Source organism: Caballeronia sp. dw_276, assembly GCF_018449635.1.
In the GTDB taxonomy this organism is placed as follows: Bacteria; Pseudomonadota; Gammaproteobacteria; order Burkholderiales; family Burkholderiaceae; genus Caballeronia.
In genome coordinates, this window is record NZ_JAAVUV010000013.1 from 143,760 (window position 1) to 160,827 (window position 17,068).

The following is a 17,068-nucleotide window of genomic DNA, read 5'->3' on the forward strand; positions in this document are numbered from 1 at the left end:
TGATTTCCGCTGGTCGATGCTAGAGAGCGAGCACCCACTATTTTAACGGAGGTCGCTATAGCCGCGTTGGTTCCGCACGCGGCTATAGCGGAGCACGTGCACGTCGCGATCGATGATCGACTCATGCCGGCAGCGTGTCGAACGCCGATTGGACCCCAGAGCGTAGTCTCTTCAGACGTGGGTTGTCACAAGCTGCGTGCGTTTGGCGAAGTTAAACGGCAATAAGTCGCCGATGTCGGCCCCCGGCGCTCGTTGCGGCAGCTCGTTGAGCACATGATGCAGATAGGCATAGGGCTCGACCTTGCATGCCCGGCAGGTCAGCACGAGACTGTAGACCATGGCGCTCGCCTTTGCGCCCGCGACTGTGTCAGCGAAGAGCCATGAATTTCTCGCTGTTGCAAATGGCCTGATATCGCGTTCGAGAATGTTGTTATCTGCGGGGGCACGTCCATCGATCACGTATCGGCTTAAATATTTCCATTGGTTTCTCGTGTAGCTGATCGCCTTACCCAGCAAGCTTTCAGGAAGGACATGGGGTGCCTGCGTATCCAGCCATGTCTTGAACGCTTCTAGCAACGGCGCGCTGTGTTGTTGCCGCAGCCGGTAGGTGTAGTCGGGTTGCGTCTCGCCATCGGGCAGTTTTGTCCGAGCGAGCGTCTCAACGTGGTAGAGCGCCTTGAAGTATTCAAGTGCCTGCAGCGCACGACCACCCGTCTTCTTTTTCTGTCCCTTATGCGCATCAACGAACAAGCGCCTTGCGTGGGCGATACAGCCGAAGTGAGTGGCACCTTTGAGCGTTCGCCATGCACTGTACCCGTCAGTCATCAACATGCCTTCGTAGCCAGCGAGAAACGCCTGCGGATATTGTTGCCCGCGCCCTGGCTGGTAGTCAAACAGCACCACCGGCTGCTCGCTGTCTGCGGCGCTTCTGTACGTCCACATATAACTGGTGCTTTGCGGCGTCTTGCCTTCTTCCTTGAGTACCTGCACCGTTGTCTCGTCGCCGTGGATCAGCGGCTGTGACAACAGTGTTTGGCGCATTGCTTCGTACAGCCGGCTGTAGTGCAGCTCGGCAGGCCTTATGATCCAGTTCGCCAGCGTGCCGCGGCTCACCGCAATGCCTGCGCGCGCCAGCGCGTGTTCCATCCGGTACAGCGGCGTGCCGTCAACATATTTGCCGGTGGTCACCGTCGCAATCATTGCCGCGCTCGCACTGCTCCCCGGCAATGGCTGAACAGGCATGGGTGCGATCACCATCGGCGTGCGTTCGGCATTGCGCTCACAGTGGCGGCACGCATATTTGAAACGCACATGTTGGAGCACCAGCGCCTTGATCTCGATGTGCAACTGCTCGCTTGTTTGTTCGCCCATGCGGTGCAGCGCGTTCTGGCAGCACGCACAGATCTTCCGCTCATCGGGCAGATCGTACTCGATGCGCCGGCGCGGCAACTCTGCCGGCAGCGGCTTGCGCCCACGCTTGCCGCGCTCAGGCTCATCAAGCTTCGGCAATCCCGTATCGGGCAGCGCGAATGCGTCATCCGAATCATCGTCACCGGGTTCAGTCGCGGCGATCTGCTCGGCTTCGTCGAATATGCGATCCTTGAGTTTCTCGCTGCTCGGCGCGAAGCGCTTGAGCTGCGCCAGACGGAACAACTCCTCGAGTTGTCCGACGCGTTGCGCAAGTTGCTGGTTGTGGGACTGAAGCTCGAGAATGCGCGCGATCAACTCATCGGGCGAAAGCTGTTTGAGATCGTCCTCAGCGGACGGATGACTGGCGTCGGTATCCATGTCCTCCACGATAGCGAAGCCGCACACCGGATGGGTTTACGTCAAAGTGTAACAATCGCGCCGGGCGTCGCGCGCGCGACGCTCGGCGCGCTGCTACTGACCCTTCAGCTCACGTGTCGGTACTGCCTCGAAGGGTGACGACGCACGGCGTCGATGTCGATGCCTTCGAGTAACCAGTGAAGCTGCTCGCTCGTCAGTTCCATCACCGCCTGCTGTCGGCGTGGCCAGGCGAAACGGTCCGCCTCTAACCGTTTCATCATCAGCCAGAAACCCGAGCGCTCGTAAAACAGCAGCTTGATGCGGTTGGCACGCTTGTTACGGAAGGCGAAGACCGCTCGGGCAAACGGGTCAAGCTGCATGGACTGCTCGACCAAGATAACAAGACCGTTGATCCCGTTCCTAAAATCGACCGCGTCGCGGTGCAGATAGACCCGCAGTTCAGCGTCCAGTCGGAACATCACAGCGCCCCAACGTTTCGATCATCGCCGATACCAGCGTCGCGTCGTGGGCGCCGCACTCGAGTCTGAGTGTGATGCCATTGGGCATTTCCACAGTTATGCGCGATGGTGCCAACGGGCGCTGCGCGACACGCGTGGCGTCGCGGTGCGGCGGCGGCAACTGGGGAAGTGGTGGTTGTGGGTCGGCGCAAGCAATCTCGACGACCGGAACAAAAGCTGCCGCGTCCCCTGACCCCTGCGTCGCGCCCTCGCCGCGGTACGTCTTCTCGTGCTCGCAGATCCACCGGTGCAGTAAATTCGCGTTCACCCGAGCCCTCAGCGCCATGCCCGCCACCGATACTCCGGGCTGCAGGCAAGCCTCAATCAATCTCTGCCTGTCCCGTTTGTCAAAACGCCGTTTGCCGTCCCGACCCACGCTGATGACCTTAAGCGGCAAAAAATCTGAATCTGAATCATTCTGTGTCATGGAAGGTGTCCATTGATTTTCAGTGCACACATCCTGCGCTATCTGATCTCATGACACCATGTGCGCTCAAATCACCGCTTACCATTCAACGCAACAAATGGATGGCTTTGCTGCCCGAGCAGACAGAGAAACAGAAATCGTAGAGATTGAGCCTTCAACTGAACATGGTTTGTTTCCGTCCAGCCAGAGACTGGTGGTGCTCTAGTCCGATCTCGCAGGTGCAAGAACGAAAACAACTGACAACCTTTGGTCGACGGCGCCTTTTACGGGCAGCGTTGCGCTCTGAATCGAAAGCGGGCGGCCAAGAGGCCGCCCCACGTGCTCTAGACCGATTTACACCGCGGGCGCTTCAATAGCTGCCTGCGTACTGCCGTTATCGTCGGCTACCGTCGCTGCGTTCGCAGCATTGCCTGAACCACTCACCTTCTTCGCAACTCTCTTTTTCGCAGCTGGTCCTGCTTTCTTAGCAGTAACCTTCTTGCTAGCAGCAGAAGGTATCGGAGTTGATTTCTTCGTCGCACTTTTCTTAGCCGCTGCCCTTTTCGCGGTGATTTTCTTCGCTGCAACTTTCCGCGTCGCCTTCTTTGCCGCATTCGCCTTCTTGGCTACAGCAGACGCTTTACGCGCCGCTTTGGTCGCGACCTCAGCAACGGGCGATGCACCCTCCTCCTCAATCAGGAATTTGGTGCAATCTCTGACGTTCGCACGTCATGCTGGCGCGCGTCCTTTCCGCTCAACGGCGAATCGATGCGAAAGACGAACCTAAAGCACGACGCCAACCCAGCAACGTGATCGCTCCAGCTACAATTACGTATTCGCGCAACACCACCTTCCATACTGATCACGGTCGTCGAAACAGCTGATCAACATCACCGAGATCCGCAGTTCGTGCGTTGTCTGAAGGGACTGGCGTATTAATCCGCCCCCGTCGATCGGTGAAGGCGCGCACACCAACTCGATGCGCGAAGCCCACTGGACGTTGCTGGTCAAAGCGACGAGATCCCCCCGCCAACCGACGGCAACGGGATGAAAGATAATGATCCGTCCGGGAGTACAGACAGGTCGATGCCGATAAGTCGACATTCGGTGATGCCGAACGTGCTGCCTTGGTAGGCGCAGATCGAGCGATCGTCTTTCAGACCTGCATTGACGTACATTTCCGGGCTTGAGAAATCCACTACCTTGTCAAAGTCTGGCTGAAAATGCTGCACATCTTCCGGCTTTGCGATTGACTGATCGAGCGAACCAGAAAAGAAATGCAACATCCCTAGTGTCACCGAACTCAGGATCACGCGATTACCATAGCTCGCGATGGGCTTGATACCGTATTGCACGTAGCGGAAGCCGAGTTGCGCACCGCCCCTGATACCGCCGCCGAACAGAAACGAACCGACCTCAAGCGTAAAATGCCCGCTCTCTTGGACTAACGCCCAGCTGTTAAGGTACGAAATTGCGCGGGAGGCAATAACGAGCTCGTACCCAGCCTGTCCAATACTTGCGACAGTCAAAATTGCCATGCCTGCCGTCAGTGCAATTTCCGTGGCGCTGCTGCGCCCGCCGCCGCCAAGCAAGATCGTCTGCTCAGCAACGGTGTTGGTCAGCGTTGGCGCGCCCGACGCTTTTTCGTCGAAAGGCTTCATGCGAGTCAATTTCCATTCGCTGTCCGGTGGATCAGTCAACACATAATGACGATTGCTCTTTACAACGCCGTTCTCGTCGGTGAGTGTCACTACAAAGCCGCGCGAGGACGTACTTAATTTGCATTTGTCGAATAGATTGGCCGACGCTTCACCACGAAATGCAATGTGTTGGATCGCCTTACCATCTGCGGCCGGCGGCAAACTTTGAGTCGTTCCTGCCATCGTCGTTGATGGAATTGAATTCAGGAACGGCAAGTTATAGGTGGTCTGATAAAGCTTCAGATATGGCTGATACGAGCTGTCGGAAGTTATCTTCGAAACGTAGCTTGTAAAATAGTCACTGATATTGCTGTCGCCCTCAGCGCCGGTGTCGTTCCAACATTGCTGGAAACTTGTCGGAAACGACACATCAACCTTGTAAGGGGAAAGATTATTGACCGTTACTAGGGCGTCTACGCCGGCGTGTGCCCCCGGAGCGATCGCCAGTCCAGACAAAACGGCCAGTGCTGTGCGTCGAATAGACCTTAGCGGTTTCATGATTTTGGAAGTCGTTTGAGTTAGTCAGGCAGTCGGCTTGAACGCGACGGCAATAGGCGAGAGAATGGCGTCGCCACTCGCGCTTTGACATGAGGAAATCGCGCCGTCATCAGCGATCGCGCACACCCCAATTGCATCTCCGGTAATGCTCGCGAGATAAAGGCTAGAGCCGTTTGTGACAAGGCCGCCGAGCATCCCCATGCCGGGATCGAGCGAAACTGTCTGACAGCTGCTCAAGGCACCGCTGGCGGTGAGCGTACATGCATAGAGTTCAGCTTTCGTGCCGTTCGTCACGTACGCGTGTCCATTCGCAATGGTCAGGCTCGACAGCGCACTACTTCCTGTGAGATTGCCGACCGCGCTCGCCATGCAGTTGCCGAGCGCGCCATTCGCGCCCGCATCACAACGAGTAACGGTGCTATTGCCGGAATTGAGCACGTAGACCTGCTTGTTCCACAAGGCGATCGACGACGGATACGAAAACGTGCCACCACCATTCTGGGCAGTACAGTTAGATAGTGCCCCGTTGTTGCCAATGCCACATCCGATCACGTTGCCGCTGCCATTGCCCATATAAGCATTCGATTCCGATACCGCGATGCCCATCGGCATTGTCAGCAAGCCACCAGCCTCGGACGTCACACAATTGCCAGGCGCGCCGTCCACGTCGACGACACACGCGTCGACAACCTTCCTCGCAATGTCAAGCAGATACACGCGCCCGTCGGACAGTGAGATGCCTGCGAGGCTTTGTAGCGCGTCGTCGGGAACAATGAAGCGACACTTCGAAATCAGCCCTGACGCTTCGGCGACGCACGAGCTGACAGAGTTGTCGCCGTTCGCGGCGAGCATGAAGCCTATCTTGGTTGTGGGTACCGAAGAGGCGGGAGAGCTGTTGCTGTCGCCGCACCCGGCGACCAATGCCGTAGCCGCGATCAAAGCAGCCGAGAACAAATGAATTCGATCAATCATGGCGCAGTGTCAAAAAGAGGTGACTCTTTTTACGACACTACTTTCGATTTCTTTAGATGAAGCTTGCTGTTTGCTGTTAATTTTCTTTCACAGAGCGCAGGCGCTGCTAAGCCTTTTTGACCGGGGGATGGACTTAAAAACCAAAGAAATCATCATCGTTTGATGTGAATCTCGCAGTCGGAATTGATCTAGTCGTTGTGTTGATTGTTTATCGAGCCATGAGGTCCGTGTGGATCTCCGACCCGAACCAACGGCAATCTCCACATGCAAAGGAAAACCGGATTCCCCTCAAGTTTCTCAAAATAAACCCGTAATACCGAGCAGTTCTTTATCAATAACCGGCATTCAGTGTGCCGCGAATGAGCATATACGCAGCCTTGCTACTACAACACATCTGATTTTTTGGACAACCTTTCAATGAAGAAAGCGGTGCTTGCGGACGCAATCGGCGGAGTGGTTTTGACCGTATTCGTCACAGTCGTACTGACCATGCTGCACGCGCAAGTGGGCGGCAACCATGGCATCGTCAATTTTCTGGGAAGCGCGGAGTTGCCCATCGTCGCATCCGTGCTGATGCTTGACTCGCTACGCGAGGCGATCGGTTCCATCTATGAAGGCGAGTATCGCCAGAACATCTTCGTAGCGGGAATTGTGTTGTTCGTCGTCGCCTTGCTCCTCGCGTCCAAAGGCGTCGATATAGAAGTGGCACGCCATCACGCGCTTGAAGACGCCGTCTTGGGCGCGACCGCAATGGCGCAGTTGCCGGTCGCACAACAACTTGCATGGGTGCACAACGCCGAGCAGGCTTTGCCATTGCCAATATGGGTCGTCCCGGCCAACGTGATCGTCTGGGCGGCAGCAATTATTGTCTCGGTCTGGAATCGCGCTCTTGCCATAGGCGAAAAAGAGCGCTCAATCTCACGCGAAAACGTCGAAGCGTTTGTGCGTCTGATCGACGAAAGCCGGCGCGGCGACACCGTAATCACCGCGTTGCTCGATGATGAGAAACGCGCGCGTGCAGAACTGGAACGCGATTCGGCCGACGGCACCTCCGCTGACCGACAAATGAAGCCCGGCCGCCAGGCCGCAAAGCTGCGGCATACGCGGGCGCTCGAAGCGCTGCAACTTTGCCTGCGCCACAACCTGTCTCCGCACGAGTCGGATGACCCCGCTAAATTCCTCGCCCATTTGCCCAAATGATCCAGCTCCTTCTGCTTCTGCTCGGCCCCCGATTTGCGTCACGGCACCTGTCCAAACTGCTTGCTTTCGGCTTCCTTTGGCTCGCCATTGGCGTGTTCGTCGTGTTCGACGCGCTTGATGGTGCGCTTTGGTTTCCGCTTCATAGTTTCGGCATATTGTTGCTGATCGAAGGCGTGGTAGCGATCATCCTTGCACACAGCGGCTTGTCGTTGCAAACACGTTTCAGGTATGTAAAAGGCGCCATTGGCGTGCTGATCGGCGTGCTCGTCATCACCCGCCACAGCTATAGCGATTTCGCACTGGCGATGCTTTTCGGCGCAGGGTTCGCGCTCGAAGGATTGTTGCTCATCGCCGCAGCCTGGGTCGTGCGCTACCGTCACTGGCGCTCGACCATTGCGCTTGGTGTGTTCACTCTTGTGCTCGCGGTGATCTTTTTTCAGCCATATCCGACGCATTATCACGGTACCGTTCCCTATTGTATTGGCATGTGGCTCGCGACCAGCGGTGTTCGCATGATCTGGCTTTACCGGCGCCAACGTAAAAGCGGTTATGGACGTGAGCCTAATTTGGATACGCTCCGGGATACCGTTGGTGAGGTTGCCACTGACATGCAGCCAATGGTCGTGCATGTATGGACGCCTGTAGGATCTTCGAAGAATGCGGCCCTGCGCCGTCCCGTGATCGACCGCTACATTGCCGCTGTGGACGTCAAAGGCGTGATTTCCACCGGGCACGCGTCGCTTGAGGCGGGCAGCCTTTATCTGAGCCTATACCCAGCGGTCGAGATTGACCGTTCGCCAGATGAATTCGGGCGGCTGTTGCGTGCCGATTCGTCAAACGATGTGCGCGGCCGATATTTGCCGAATTACCCCGAAGAAGCGGCCGCCTGGTGCGAGTCGACCATGAAAATTGCGTTCCGGCGCTATAACGCCATGCGCCTGCGGGATTTCGAGCAACGATACAAGTCGAAAGAGATTTACAACCTGACGAACCGCAACTGCTCCAGCACGGTGGCCGAAGCTATCGACGCCGCGCTGGAAGGCACGGAATACCGGACCGGCGACTGGCGAGACGTGGTTCGCCTGATCATGCTGCCTGAACTGTGGATCGCGGCGCAGCTGCGCCATCGCGCTCAAACCATGGCGTGGACACCCGGTCTTGTGCTCGACTATGCACGCGCATTGCGGGTTGTGTCGCAACCGCCCGCAATTGGATGGATTGCACTCGCAGCGCTCGCATGGCGTCAGTCACGCCGCGCTCGACGCACCCACGAGTCGGAAAGCATCTGAGCCGGTGATGGAGAAGTTCACACACGTACGCATCGTCATGGGCATGATCGTCAGTCTCGGGCTGACGCACATGCTTAAAGGTCTCTCCTCGACGATCCAGCATCCGAAAAAGGTACAGATCTACCCCATTCATATGGCATGGGTAGCGTCGATGGTGCTGTACGTGCTGCATTTCTGGTGGTGGGAATTCTCGCTGCGAGAGATCCCGCGATGGACCTTCGGCATCTATCTTTATTTGCTTTTTTACGCGTTCGTCATCTACCTCATGTGTTCGATGCTGTTCCCAGATTCAATGAAGGAATACGACGGATATCAGCACTATTTCATGTCCCGCCGAGTCTGGTTTTTCGGGCTGCTGCTGGCCAACAGCGTGATTGATATCGGCGACTCGGTGATGAAAGGTGAAGTCCACTTGCTGCACCTAGGTGACATCTACTGGCTCAACACGGCCGTGGTCGCAATCGGCTGCGTCATCGCGATGCGCACGCGTAACCAGGTCTTTCACGCCAGTTTTGTTGCGGTGAACTTGGCCGCGCAAATTTACCTGATTGGCCAGTCTTACTGGAGCGACGCATGATCGGGCAATGGCTGCAATGGCCGCAAGGCGCTGATGCGGCAAGCAACTGGGCGACTGAATACGCAAAAACTGCGTCGGTGCAATGGCGCGGAAGCGTCGCTCGGATCAGCAATGTTCGCAACTTCACTTATCGCACCCGGGACGATTTCACACCTGCCTGGTACGACGCCGACTACGATCTTAATGCACTTACATCACTTGATCTTGTCGTGTCTCACTGGGCCGGGGAATCGGTCGCGCACGTGTTCGTGAGCTTCGGTTTTGCAGATGGGCGCTATTTGGCTGTGTCGATTGAAACACGTCGCCGCCAGGATCAGCAATATTCGGCATTCAATGGTTTTTTGCGTAACTACGGCTTAATTTACGTAGTGGCGGACGAGCGCGATTTGCTCGGCGTACGCTCCGACGTGAGGCGCGAGCGCGTGCGCTTGTATCCCGTACAGCTTCCGGCCGACGCATTGCGCGACCTATTTGTTAGCTACTTGGGTCGAATCGAAGGTCTCAACAAACAGCCTGAGTACTACAACACATTGTTTAATAACTGTACGACTAATATCCTTCGACACGCGCGTTCCGTTGCGCCACGATTGCGCTACAACTGGCGAATTTTGTTAAGCGGGCATGCCGACGAATACACCTACCGAATGGGATTTCTCGATCGCGGCATCTCTTTCGAGGCTTTGAAAGCACGCTGCCTAGTTCGTCGGTCCGCTGACGCGTGCATTACTGAAGGCTACTCCGAAGCAATTCGCCGATCCTAAACATTGTGTGCGTTTTTCCGCGATGGCCTCCCATGGCCTATCGCAAAGCTTTTACGCAACCCGATACACGGCTAAGTTGTTGTCCGAGTAGTGCGAAATAATCAACTTCATCGATTTGTTGGCAGCCCTCCAATCCGAGTGGTGCAGCCCCCTTGTTCCTCTTTGTTAGTCAGATCGGATGCCGGCTCTTTGATAACGAAACAGACCTGCTGGCAAATCCTTAGTCGCGTGATGATGAAAAGAGTTGATCGACCGTTAGTTGATTTTCCCTCGTCAACGGGTGAAAGCGGGAAACTCGATTGACCGTCATCGACCCAACCCGGTCAGACAACTTCCTCCAAACCAGCCACTTAGCGGAATCGATGTCCAGCCAACCGGAGCGCCAGGAAACGGCCGCTGGTGAACTCACCCGATCGGCCATCTACAGTCATTCGCTGGACGTTTTTCGCAGACATTCCAGCGGCCGATCCACTCAAAGAGCCGTCTTTCGAGAGTCGCCGATCGTGTCATCTCTTCGGCCATCGCGGTCGTTCCGCGACCGACTCTCGTCGGTCTGCTACACGTCGCTAACCGGCCGTGTGCCCGAACGTTTCCATAAGGGAGACGCGCATCCTGCGCGAACGCGTACTTACGTTTAGGAAGATATGCCTTTCCGTAAGGCAGAGGTGAGCGCGTAAAGACCTCAAGACCGACCGGCGTGATGCCATCAAACTAGCGCATACGCCGCGCGCGAATTACCGATCGGCCGTATAAGTGACAGGCGTCGATGACGAGGCACTCCGCGATCTGGCGCGCGTATGGTTGACCGCCAAGACGACCTAAAAGCAGGCTCGGCAACGCCTTAAGTCGTTCCTGCTCTCTGTGTACGTTATAGCGGCCGCGCCGACCGGGGACCTGCTCAGCGACACTGGGTAGGCGAGTATCGCTTTGCCACCGGATGGCAGACAGGTAGCGTTTGCAAAATAGTGACGCATGATCGACGGCCGAATGACGCGATGCGCGCGACTTGAACTGGCATTCCGTGATGTGGTGATTCCCTGGCGATTCTATCCTTCAATCCGCGGCCTGCGGGCAATGTGTAGAGTGCAGTCGAACCGGAGCCGCTAGCGCCTTTCTGGCAGGAGTAGACGACTCGAACGGGGGCAGGCAGCATTTCGTCGTCGAACGCGGCGAGCGAGATGGCTTCGGCGCACGTGGATATTACGAGACACCCGGCCAGTGCGAGCGGAAGCAGTCGCCGCATCTTGGCCCCCCGCTCACTTCGATACATTGATGGCCGCGGCGTCTGGCTTTTCGCATATCAGCGGCGTCGATGGCAAATGCGGCCCGGTCGGAGCGTGCACGGAGATTAGATGCCACAGGAGCCGGCCCATCGGAAGCCGGTAAATATCGCTGTGGGCGCCACCGCTAGAACCGGGTGAGTTGAACTCCGTAATGCCGACCGATGTGTCGATATACATCACTTTTCTGCCGACCACTGCCACTTCGTCGTTTGCGGATGTCACACAATCGGGTTTCCCAGCGGGACACACGCTTAACGGTTGGTTGGACCGACTCGGTTGATTGAAACCGTTCGAATCATTGGATCCGCTGTTATCGTGCGCTGCCCAGCAAGAGAATACATCTGCGTACTCGGGGTTCGACGCATCACATGCCTTGCGATACGAATGAATGGATCCCGCTGCCGGATACCACGACGGCCACGCCGTGGCCTGATCCTTGTCCGAGGCAGTGAGCACGATGCGCGTACCCATCAGCATCGAAAAGTCCCGGTACGGCGCGCCTTCTTCGCTCCTAGGAGTAACGAATCGATTGATACTCACTGCTCCCTGGAGTCCCACTGCAAGATCGACGACCGAAGTCGGCGGCTTCTCACTCGCCGCCCCGGTCTCCAGCACCGGCGAACTGAACAGCGCCCGCGTTGAGGCCCGCGCACCGAAGCTATGCCCGATCAACACCGTCCGTAGAGATATCTTGCCATCCGCACTGGCTGTACTTTTTAAAACGCAAGGCAACGTCCGATTCAGCAGTACATTGAGCCAGGATAAGCCAAGCTCGTCAGCATCATCCGCCTTGTTTGGATAACTGAAGAAGTTGACCACGCCGTTGGTCCAGAACGATGGCCACGTCACGCCAATGATCAGCGGGCGAAAAGGTGCGGTCACAGGGCTGACGGAGATGTTTTTCTTCTTGGCGTCGCTTTCGGGATCACCGTCCTCATAAGCTGCATCGATGATGTTTCCAGTGATGTCGTTGAAGTTTCTGATCGCCTCATCTTGCGAGGTATTCCAGCCCATCACAATTACTACAATATGAGTGTAGCCGTGGAGATTGACGTCCTGGGTGAGCTGTGTCTCCAGCGGTCGCAGCGCATCAAGGCCATCGCCGTAGAGCAAGTTGATCGAGCGTGCCGGAACACTGGCTGGCATCGATCCCGCGCCAGCATCCTTGTCGACGCAGTCGCGCCAATTGTACTGCCGAAGGAAATCAACATCGCTCTGGCCATCCTTCGCCACGCCTCTGGCCTTGTATGCGTTGTAAATAAAGCATTGGTAGACCATCTGACTGGCCCGGTCCGCCCCTGGTGCGTCGATCCCGTACCGAACGATATGCGAGATGAACAACGCCTTCCGGTCCCGCGTCTGGAATTCGTGGATCTGATGCTGCGTGCCGTCACTGAATCCCGGCGGCGGCTCTTTTTCGAGATACGCTGCATCGGAATGAACGAAGCCCGCTTTCCCTGTCAACCCTTGCTTCGGGCCACCGATGGTGTCCTGCGGGCTCTTTTCGATGGCAAGCAGGTAGCCCGGGTAGTGCAGCGCCTCACCTTTTGGGAAGTAGAGGACCGAATGAAACTGACGCTCGATCGGACCGTCGATTTCGAGGTTTTTCTCGGCCTGCTGCATGGATGTCAGGGTGTGACACGCGCCGAGCATCATCGATGCCCCGATTCCTGCGAACGAGATGGCATGGCGCAAAGCCTTCGCGCCCGCGCGCCTTTCGCCGAGGCAGTCGTTCATTTCTGGCTCCGCAGTGTCAAAGGGGATGGATGTCATGCCGTGCGGGCCAACAAATTCTCGCGCAGGAAAACGGTGACCCGCTCCAGCGCGACGCGCGTCGGATTAGTCGCTACGTCCTCTGCCGCATCGTATTCATAGGTGAGCAACGCATGCGGGTGCGGCTTCGGTCCGGGATTGTCGTATTCGTAGAGCGTGGCGTTGTTGCCGAAAGCCTCTGCGATCCGGACCACGCGCGCATGCGGACTGACGCGGTCATTCTTGAAACGCTGCACAATCAGTGGGACGTTGTCGGCCGCGCACCGACGCGTGGCGGCCTCTAGGTCGGCGTCCGATACGTTCATGTCGCGCATCCATTCGCCCTCGCCCGAACCGGTGAGGATATAGGCGGGCGAAGTCGGGATCGCGGGTTGCGAGATGACGGCCGCTCGCACGCCTGGCTCGATCACCATCGGGATGACGAACGCGCCGGTCAGACACATGCCGATGACGCCGACGCGCCCGTCTGCATTATCGGCGCTGACCGAACGGGCCAGTCCACGCAGCCAGTCGCACACGGGCGCGGACCGGTTCGACTTCAAGTAGGCGAACTCCTTGCTGATGCAAAGCCTGGCGTAGTTCAGCGTGGAGTCGGACCACATGGGTGCACCGAACAAATGCGGCGCATGCACACGAAAACCCGCGGCGGTCAGTCGATCCAAAAAATGCACCGTGTGTTCGTCGAAGCCGGGCAACTCATGCATGACGATGACCGACGGCCCTGTGCCTTTGACATATACCAAATGCCGATAAGAATCGTCATCGAACGTGTAGGCGTCGAAGCCGAGCTTCCGCATGGTCTGGTCGGGACTCATGGCGAGAGCGCCCGCCTGTGATTCTCGCGCGAGGGAACCGGTGAGGAGCGCAGCGCCTGCGGCGAACTTGAGCAGGCACCTTCGTTTACGGTTGCGATGCATGACAGGCCCATTTGTATTCTTATATCCGACGCGTATCCCGCTCCGGTGACGGTCCGGATCCACACATGCGCTGCTCTTCTTTCAAGACAAGCATAGGATACCTACGCTTCTATTATTCGCTGGTGTTTGTACTAATTGAAGATGAGGCGTGAGCCACGTAGCGGTGATGGCCGGCATATCTGCGTCGGATTTGGAAAGGAAGTTGGCCGAACTGGCCTCCATTCGATGCTTGGTTTAGCGTTTGCGTGTGCTTCAATTGATCGAACACTTATGCATCACGGGGACGAAAATGAAGACAACGACCTCCGGCTTTTCTGCTTGCGCAGCAACGGTCCTTTTGGTCGCGGTCGCGCTCGCGCTGAGTCTTCAAGGTTGCGTGTCCCGCAATCCGTCCGCAGATATGAGACATACATGCGAAGGGAAATCGGGTCATGTGGAAGGCACGAGTCAGCTTTTTGACCCGGCGACCGCCGTACGCCCGTCGCCGAAGCCGATCGTCAAAGTCATCGAGTTCACCGACAACGGCGAGTTGACCGATCGCTGCCAATTGTCCGATGTCTACGGCGAAGTGAAGGGTCTTAACGAGGACCCGTCCATCGCGTCTCATCCGAAGATGATCGTGTTCTATGTACACGGATGGAAACACGACGCCGCGCTGGGTGATCCCGACCGCCTCAAATTCAAAGAGCTGATCGAGTATCTATCTGCGGTCGAGACAAACCGTCACAGCAATCGGGATGTCGTAGGCATCTATGTCGCCTGGCCAGGCCGATCCGTCGCGGTGCCCGGGCTCGACAATCTGACGTTTTGGGCCCGCAAGGGCGCCGCGGACCGCGTGAGCGAGTCGGGCAACTTCTCCAAGATCATCGGTGCGGTCAACAGCATCCGCTGTCAACGCAAGAACCCGAATGACGTCATCGTTGCGATCGGCCACAGCTTCGGTGCACGGATCCTGTTTTCCTCGATTTCACCGATGATCCTTTACGACCTGCAAATGAAACACCCGGGCAAACTCTTCGCACCCTACCGGCTGCTCGGTCCTCCTGTCGACCTGACCATTCTCCTGAACCCCGCTTTCGAGGCGTCCCGCTACACCGCATTGGATTCGAGTCGTAGATATCAGGAATCGTTCAGTCCGAACCAGCCACCGTCTCTATTGTCGATCTCGACCTCCAACGACGACGCCACTCGACTCGCTTTTCCGGTCGGCCAGTTCATCGGGACCCGCTGGGATGAACGCGAACGTACGACGCTCGGTAACTACAATGTCTATCAGACGCACACAATGAAGCACGATAGCCCGACGTCACCCGACACAGCAAAAGGAACATTTTGGTACGACCACTATTGCTGGGGAAACATCTGTCTCGCACGCAAAGATGACGACGTGCAACGGGGCAACCCGTTCCTCGTCGCCGGCACGGACGCATCGATCCTTGATGGCCACAACGGCATCTGGAGTGAACAGTTCAAGGAATGGATGGCGCATTTCATTGAATCGACCGAAGAGGCTGAGCGTCAATCGGGAGTCAATCGGGGCACTTGCTTCTGATCCTCGCTGCACACGTGAGGGCGAGCTTACAGAAATTGCCTGGCTTTATACAAACGCAACGAGCCGCGCGTTGGACGAATCCCACTGAGTCTGGTACCCCGCCTAATGCGTCAGACAGCGCATGGTGGCGAGCGATCAGTTTTTCAGCTTTCTGATCCATAGTAGAGCGTGCCAAACGCGCCACCGGTTGAAGCCAAGCGTCGCTGTAAACGCATAAAGAGAATTTGCACCTCTGCAAAATACAACGAAATCGCCAGCCAACACCTTCCGATGCACGTTCTGATAGATGGGTCAATTCGTCAGGGCTTTGAAGTGTTATTTTATTGTCTTGTTGTCGAAGCGCAAGTGGAGGCAGAAAACAATGTTCACGCACGCTGCCATCATTGCGGGGGCGCTACGCTATGTGACCGAATGGCTCTGAAGAGCAGTCTCCGCGCTTGCGTAGCTCGTGCGCTGGACGGGTCGGAAGTGTAACTCCGTCGAAATACAAAAACCGCCATCCGGCCGCGTCGTACTACGAGCCCCAGCGGCCTGCCCGATTGCTGCGGTACGTCCCGATACGCCTCAGCGCGGCTTTGCCTGATTAACTGTCATTTGGTGCGTTCATAGAATGGCCTTTGTTCTGCGATAGCGGACGCCGGAACCGGCTTGGCTCGAAGGGCTGGTCAGGGTCGGGGTGAGCCAATCCCAGCTACGAACTCATCGCCGTAAAGCGGCCACTGGTATTTGGCTGCCCGATAACGGCCGGTCGTCAACGCGGACTCTCGACCCACTTGAGCCGTTCAACCCGGCACCTCCTTGACGGCCGCTCGCGTGGGTACGACGGCCACTCGCGCAGCGTTGTAATTCACGCCGGTGCGGGACGCTATAGGTGTGGATGCCTGGGTAACTGCTAGTGCGAGTACCTGGTGATGAATATCAGCCCCGCTGAGTTTCAGGTTCCACCTCGATTATTTGCAGCCGACGATAGAACCGTTTGTGACATCGCAGAGAAAGGAACGGCTGGCAGGCGCGCCGAGGTCAGTAAATCCGCTTACCAGGGAGGCTGCGCAAGTACTGTCCGAGTCAGCGATGCCTGTGTGATAGCTAATAACTCCAACCAATTGCAAAGGGTTGTCCTCAGGGGGGGCAGGGCATCCCCGCTGTAGTCCTGCGAAGGCTGGACCGCCCGAATCCCCAAGACAGAACGTTCGCACCACTGCTTTTTTTATCAGTAGTCGACCGTCCTGCGAGACGACGTCTGCCTCAGGCCATGTTAGATTAACTCGCGGACTTGCTCGCTCCGATTCGTCATGGATACCGTAGCCGAGAAGTGTCACGGCCCCCGAATACGACGCGGATGGGATAGATGCGGGCTTGACCGTATCCTTCGATAGAAGATCGTCTAATTTCGTGGCCCGCTCAAACTTTACGAGAGCAAGGTCATTCAGCGGACCCATAGCGGGCAACCCAGTCTCATCAGGTCGATAATCAGGATGCGTCAGTACGGCAACGATTTTCCTTGAGCTTGCACCCGGATACGCTACAAACCTGACCGACACGTCCGGCCCATTCACGAAATAATCCAGATTAAGAGAGTGGTAGCCATTAATGTCAGATCCCACCCCTCCAGGCATGGCGATCGCCGACGCCGTGCTAAGCGCCGGGCCACCCGTTCCCGGCCCCAAAAAGCAGTGCGCTGCAGTCAACACCCATTCACTGGACACTAAGGTCCCAGTACAGACGGCACCCGAAGCGTAATTGATCTCAACGACCCCCCCGAATTTCTTGGGATCGAAAGACGGGCAGGTTGGCGCACCGGGATGGGGGCATGGCGCCGCGCGCTCCTCTGACGCACTGACGGAACACTGAGCCG

Annotated in this window: 13 protein-coding genes and 1 pseudogene; 6 read left to right on the top strand and 8 right to left on the bottom strand. The window is 57.0% G+C overall.

Translation table 11 applies throughout. The annotated features are described in order from the left end of the window. Positions 1-171: 171 nt before the first annotated feature. The 3 genes from HB633_RS24855 to HB633_RS24865 all read right to left on the bottom strand — a co-directional run bounded on the left by HB633_RS24855 (position 172) and on the right by HB633_RS24865 (position 2,712). A complete protein-coding gene (locus tag HB633_RS24855; RefSeq protein WP_213780765.1) occupies positions 172-1,725 on the bottom strand; it encodes an IS66 family transposase in 1,554 nt (517 codons plus the stop codon). A 167-nt stretch (positions 1,726-1,892) separates the two neighbouring features. Next, entirely contained in the window at positions 1,893-2,246 is a 354-nt protein-coding gene (gene tnpB / locus HB633_RS24860) for an IS66 family insertion sequence element accessory protein TnpB (protein ID WP_062004250.1), read from the bottom strand. Then, complete coding sequence (locus tag HB633_RS24865; RefSeq protein WP_062174207.1) at positions 2,227-2,712, bottom strand: transposase; 486 nt, start codon at positions 2,710-2,712, stop codon at positions 2,227-2,229. Before HB633_RS24865 ends, tnpB begins: the two co-directional genes overlap by 20 nt. A 406-nt stretch (positions 2,713-3,118) precedes the next feature. On the opposite strand from HB633_RS24865, the gene HB633_RS24870 reads away from it, so the two are divergent. Further along, positions 3,119-3,478, top strand: coding sequence for a hypothetical protein (locus HB633_RS24870; protein WP_213780766.1), 360 nt, complete (start codon positions 3,119-3,121; stop codon positions 3,476-3,478). 220 nt (positions 3,479-3,698) lie between these two features. Here HB633_RS24870 and HB633_RS24875 read toward each other — a convergent pair whose 3' ends face one another. Both HB633_RS24875 and HB633_RS24880 read right to left on the bottom strand, forming a co-directional pair. Then, positions 3,699-4,889, bottom strand: coding sequence for a hypothetical protein (locus HB633_RS24875; RefSeq protein WP_213780767.1), 1,191 nt, complete (start codon positions 4,887-4,889; stop codon positions 3,699-3,701). 24 nt (positions 4,890-4,913) lie between these two features. Continuing rightward, on the bottom strand, positions 4,914-5,861 hold the full coding sequence (locus HB633_RS24880) for a hypothetical protein (RefSeq protein ID WP_213780768.1): 948 nt from the start codon (positions 5,859-5,861) through the stop codon (positions 4,914-4,916). 417 nt (positions 5,862-6,278) lie between these two features. Between HB633_RS24880 and HB633_RS24885 the strand changes: the two genes are divergently transcribed. Genes HB633_RS24885 through HB633_RS24900 form a run of 4 tightly spaced genes read left to right on the top strand, consistent with a single transcriptional unit; the run spans position 6,279 to position 9,688 of the window. Then, complete coding sequence (locus HB633_RS24885) at positions 6,279-7,061, top strand: hypothetical protein (RefSeq protein WP_213780769.1); 783 nt, start codon at positions 6,279-6,281, stop codon at positions 7,059-7,061. Then, complete coding sequence (locus HB633_RS24890; protein ID WP_213780770.1) at positions 7,058-8,350, top strand: MFS transporter; 1,293 nt, start codon at positions 7,058-7,060, stop codon at positions 8,348-8,350. The genes HB633_RS24885 and HB633_RS24890 overlap by 4 nt, the downstream gene beginning before the upstream one ends. Before the next feature lie 37 nt (positions 8,351-8,387). Further along, positions 8,388-8,927 (top strand): hypothetical protein, encoded by a 540-nt coding sequence (locus HB633_RS24895; protein WP_255581135.1) that lies wholly within the window; start codon positions 8,388-8,390, stop codon positions 8,925-8,927. After that, positions 8,924-9,688: a DUF4105 domain-containing protein gene (locus HB633_RS24900; RefSeq protein ID WP_213780771.1), complete on the top strand. Its 765-nt coding sequence runs from the start codon at positions 8,924-8,926 to the stop codon at positions 9,686-9,688. Before HB633_RS24895 ends, HB633_RS24900 begins: the two co-directional genes overlap by 4 nt. A 1,256-nt stretch (positions 9,689-10,944) precedes the next feature. Here HB633_RS24900 and HB633_RS24905 read toward each other — a convergent pair. Both HB633_RS24905 and HB633_RS24910 read right to left on the bottom strand, forming a co-directional pair. Beyond that, positions 10,945-12,708 carry a hypothetical protein gene (locus tag HB633_RS24905; RefSeq protein WP_213780772.1) on the bottom strand — a complete coding sequence of 588 codons (1,764 nt, stop codon included), beginning with the start codon at positions 12,706-12,708 and terminating at the stop codon, positions 10,945-10,947. Between the two features lie 32 nt (positions 12,709-12,740). Then, complete coding sequence (locus HB633_RS24910) at positions 12,741-13,661, bottom strand: dienelactone hydrolase family protein (protein WP_213780773.1); 921 nt, start codon at positions 13,659-13,661, stop codon at positions 12,741-12,743. A gap of 289 nt (positions 13,662-13,950) precedes the next feature. Between HB633_RS24910 and HB633_RS24915 the strand changes: the two genes are divergently transcribed. Beyond that, entirely contained in the window at positions 13,951-15,213 is a 1,263-nt protein-coding gene (locus HB633_RS24915; protein WP_213780774.1) for a hypothetical protein, read from the top strand. Between the two features lie 91 nt (positions 15,214-15,304). On the opposite strand, the pseudogene HB633_RS24920 reads toward HB633_RS24915, so the two are convergent. Then, positions 15,305-15,465 (bottom strand): annotated as a pseudogene (locus HB633_RS24920) (IS21 family transposase); the annotation flags it as partial. Between the last annotated feature and the right edge of the window lie 1,603 nt (positions 15,466-17,068).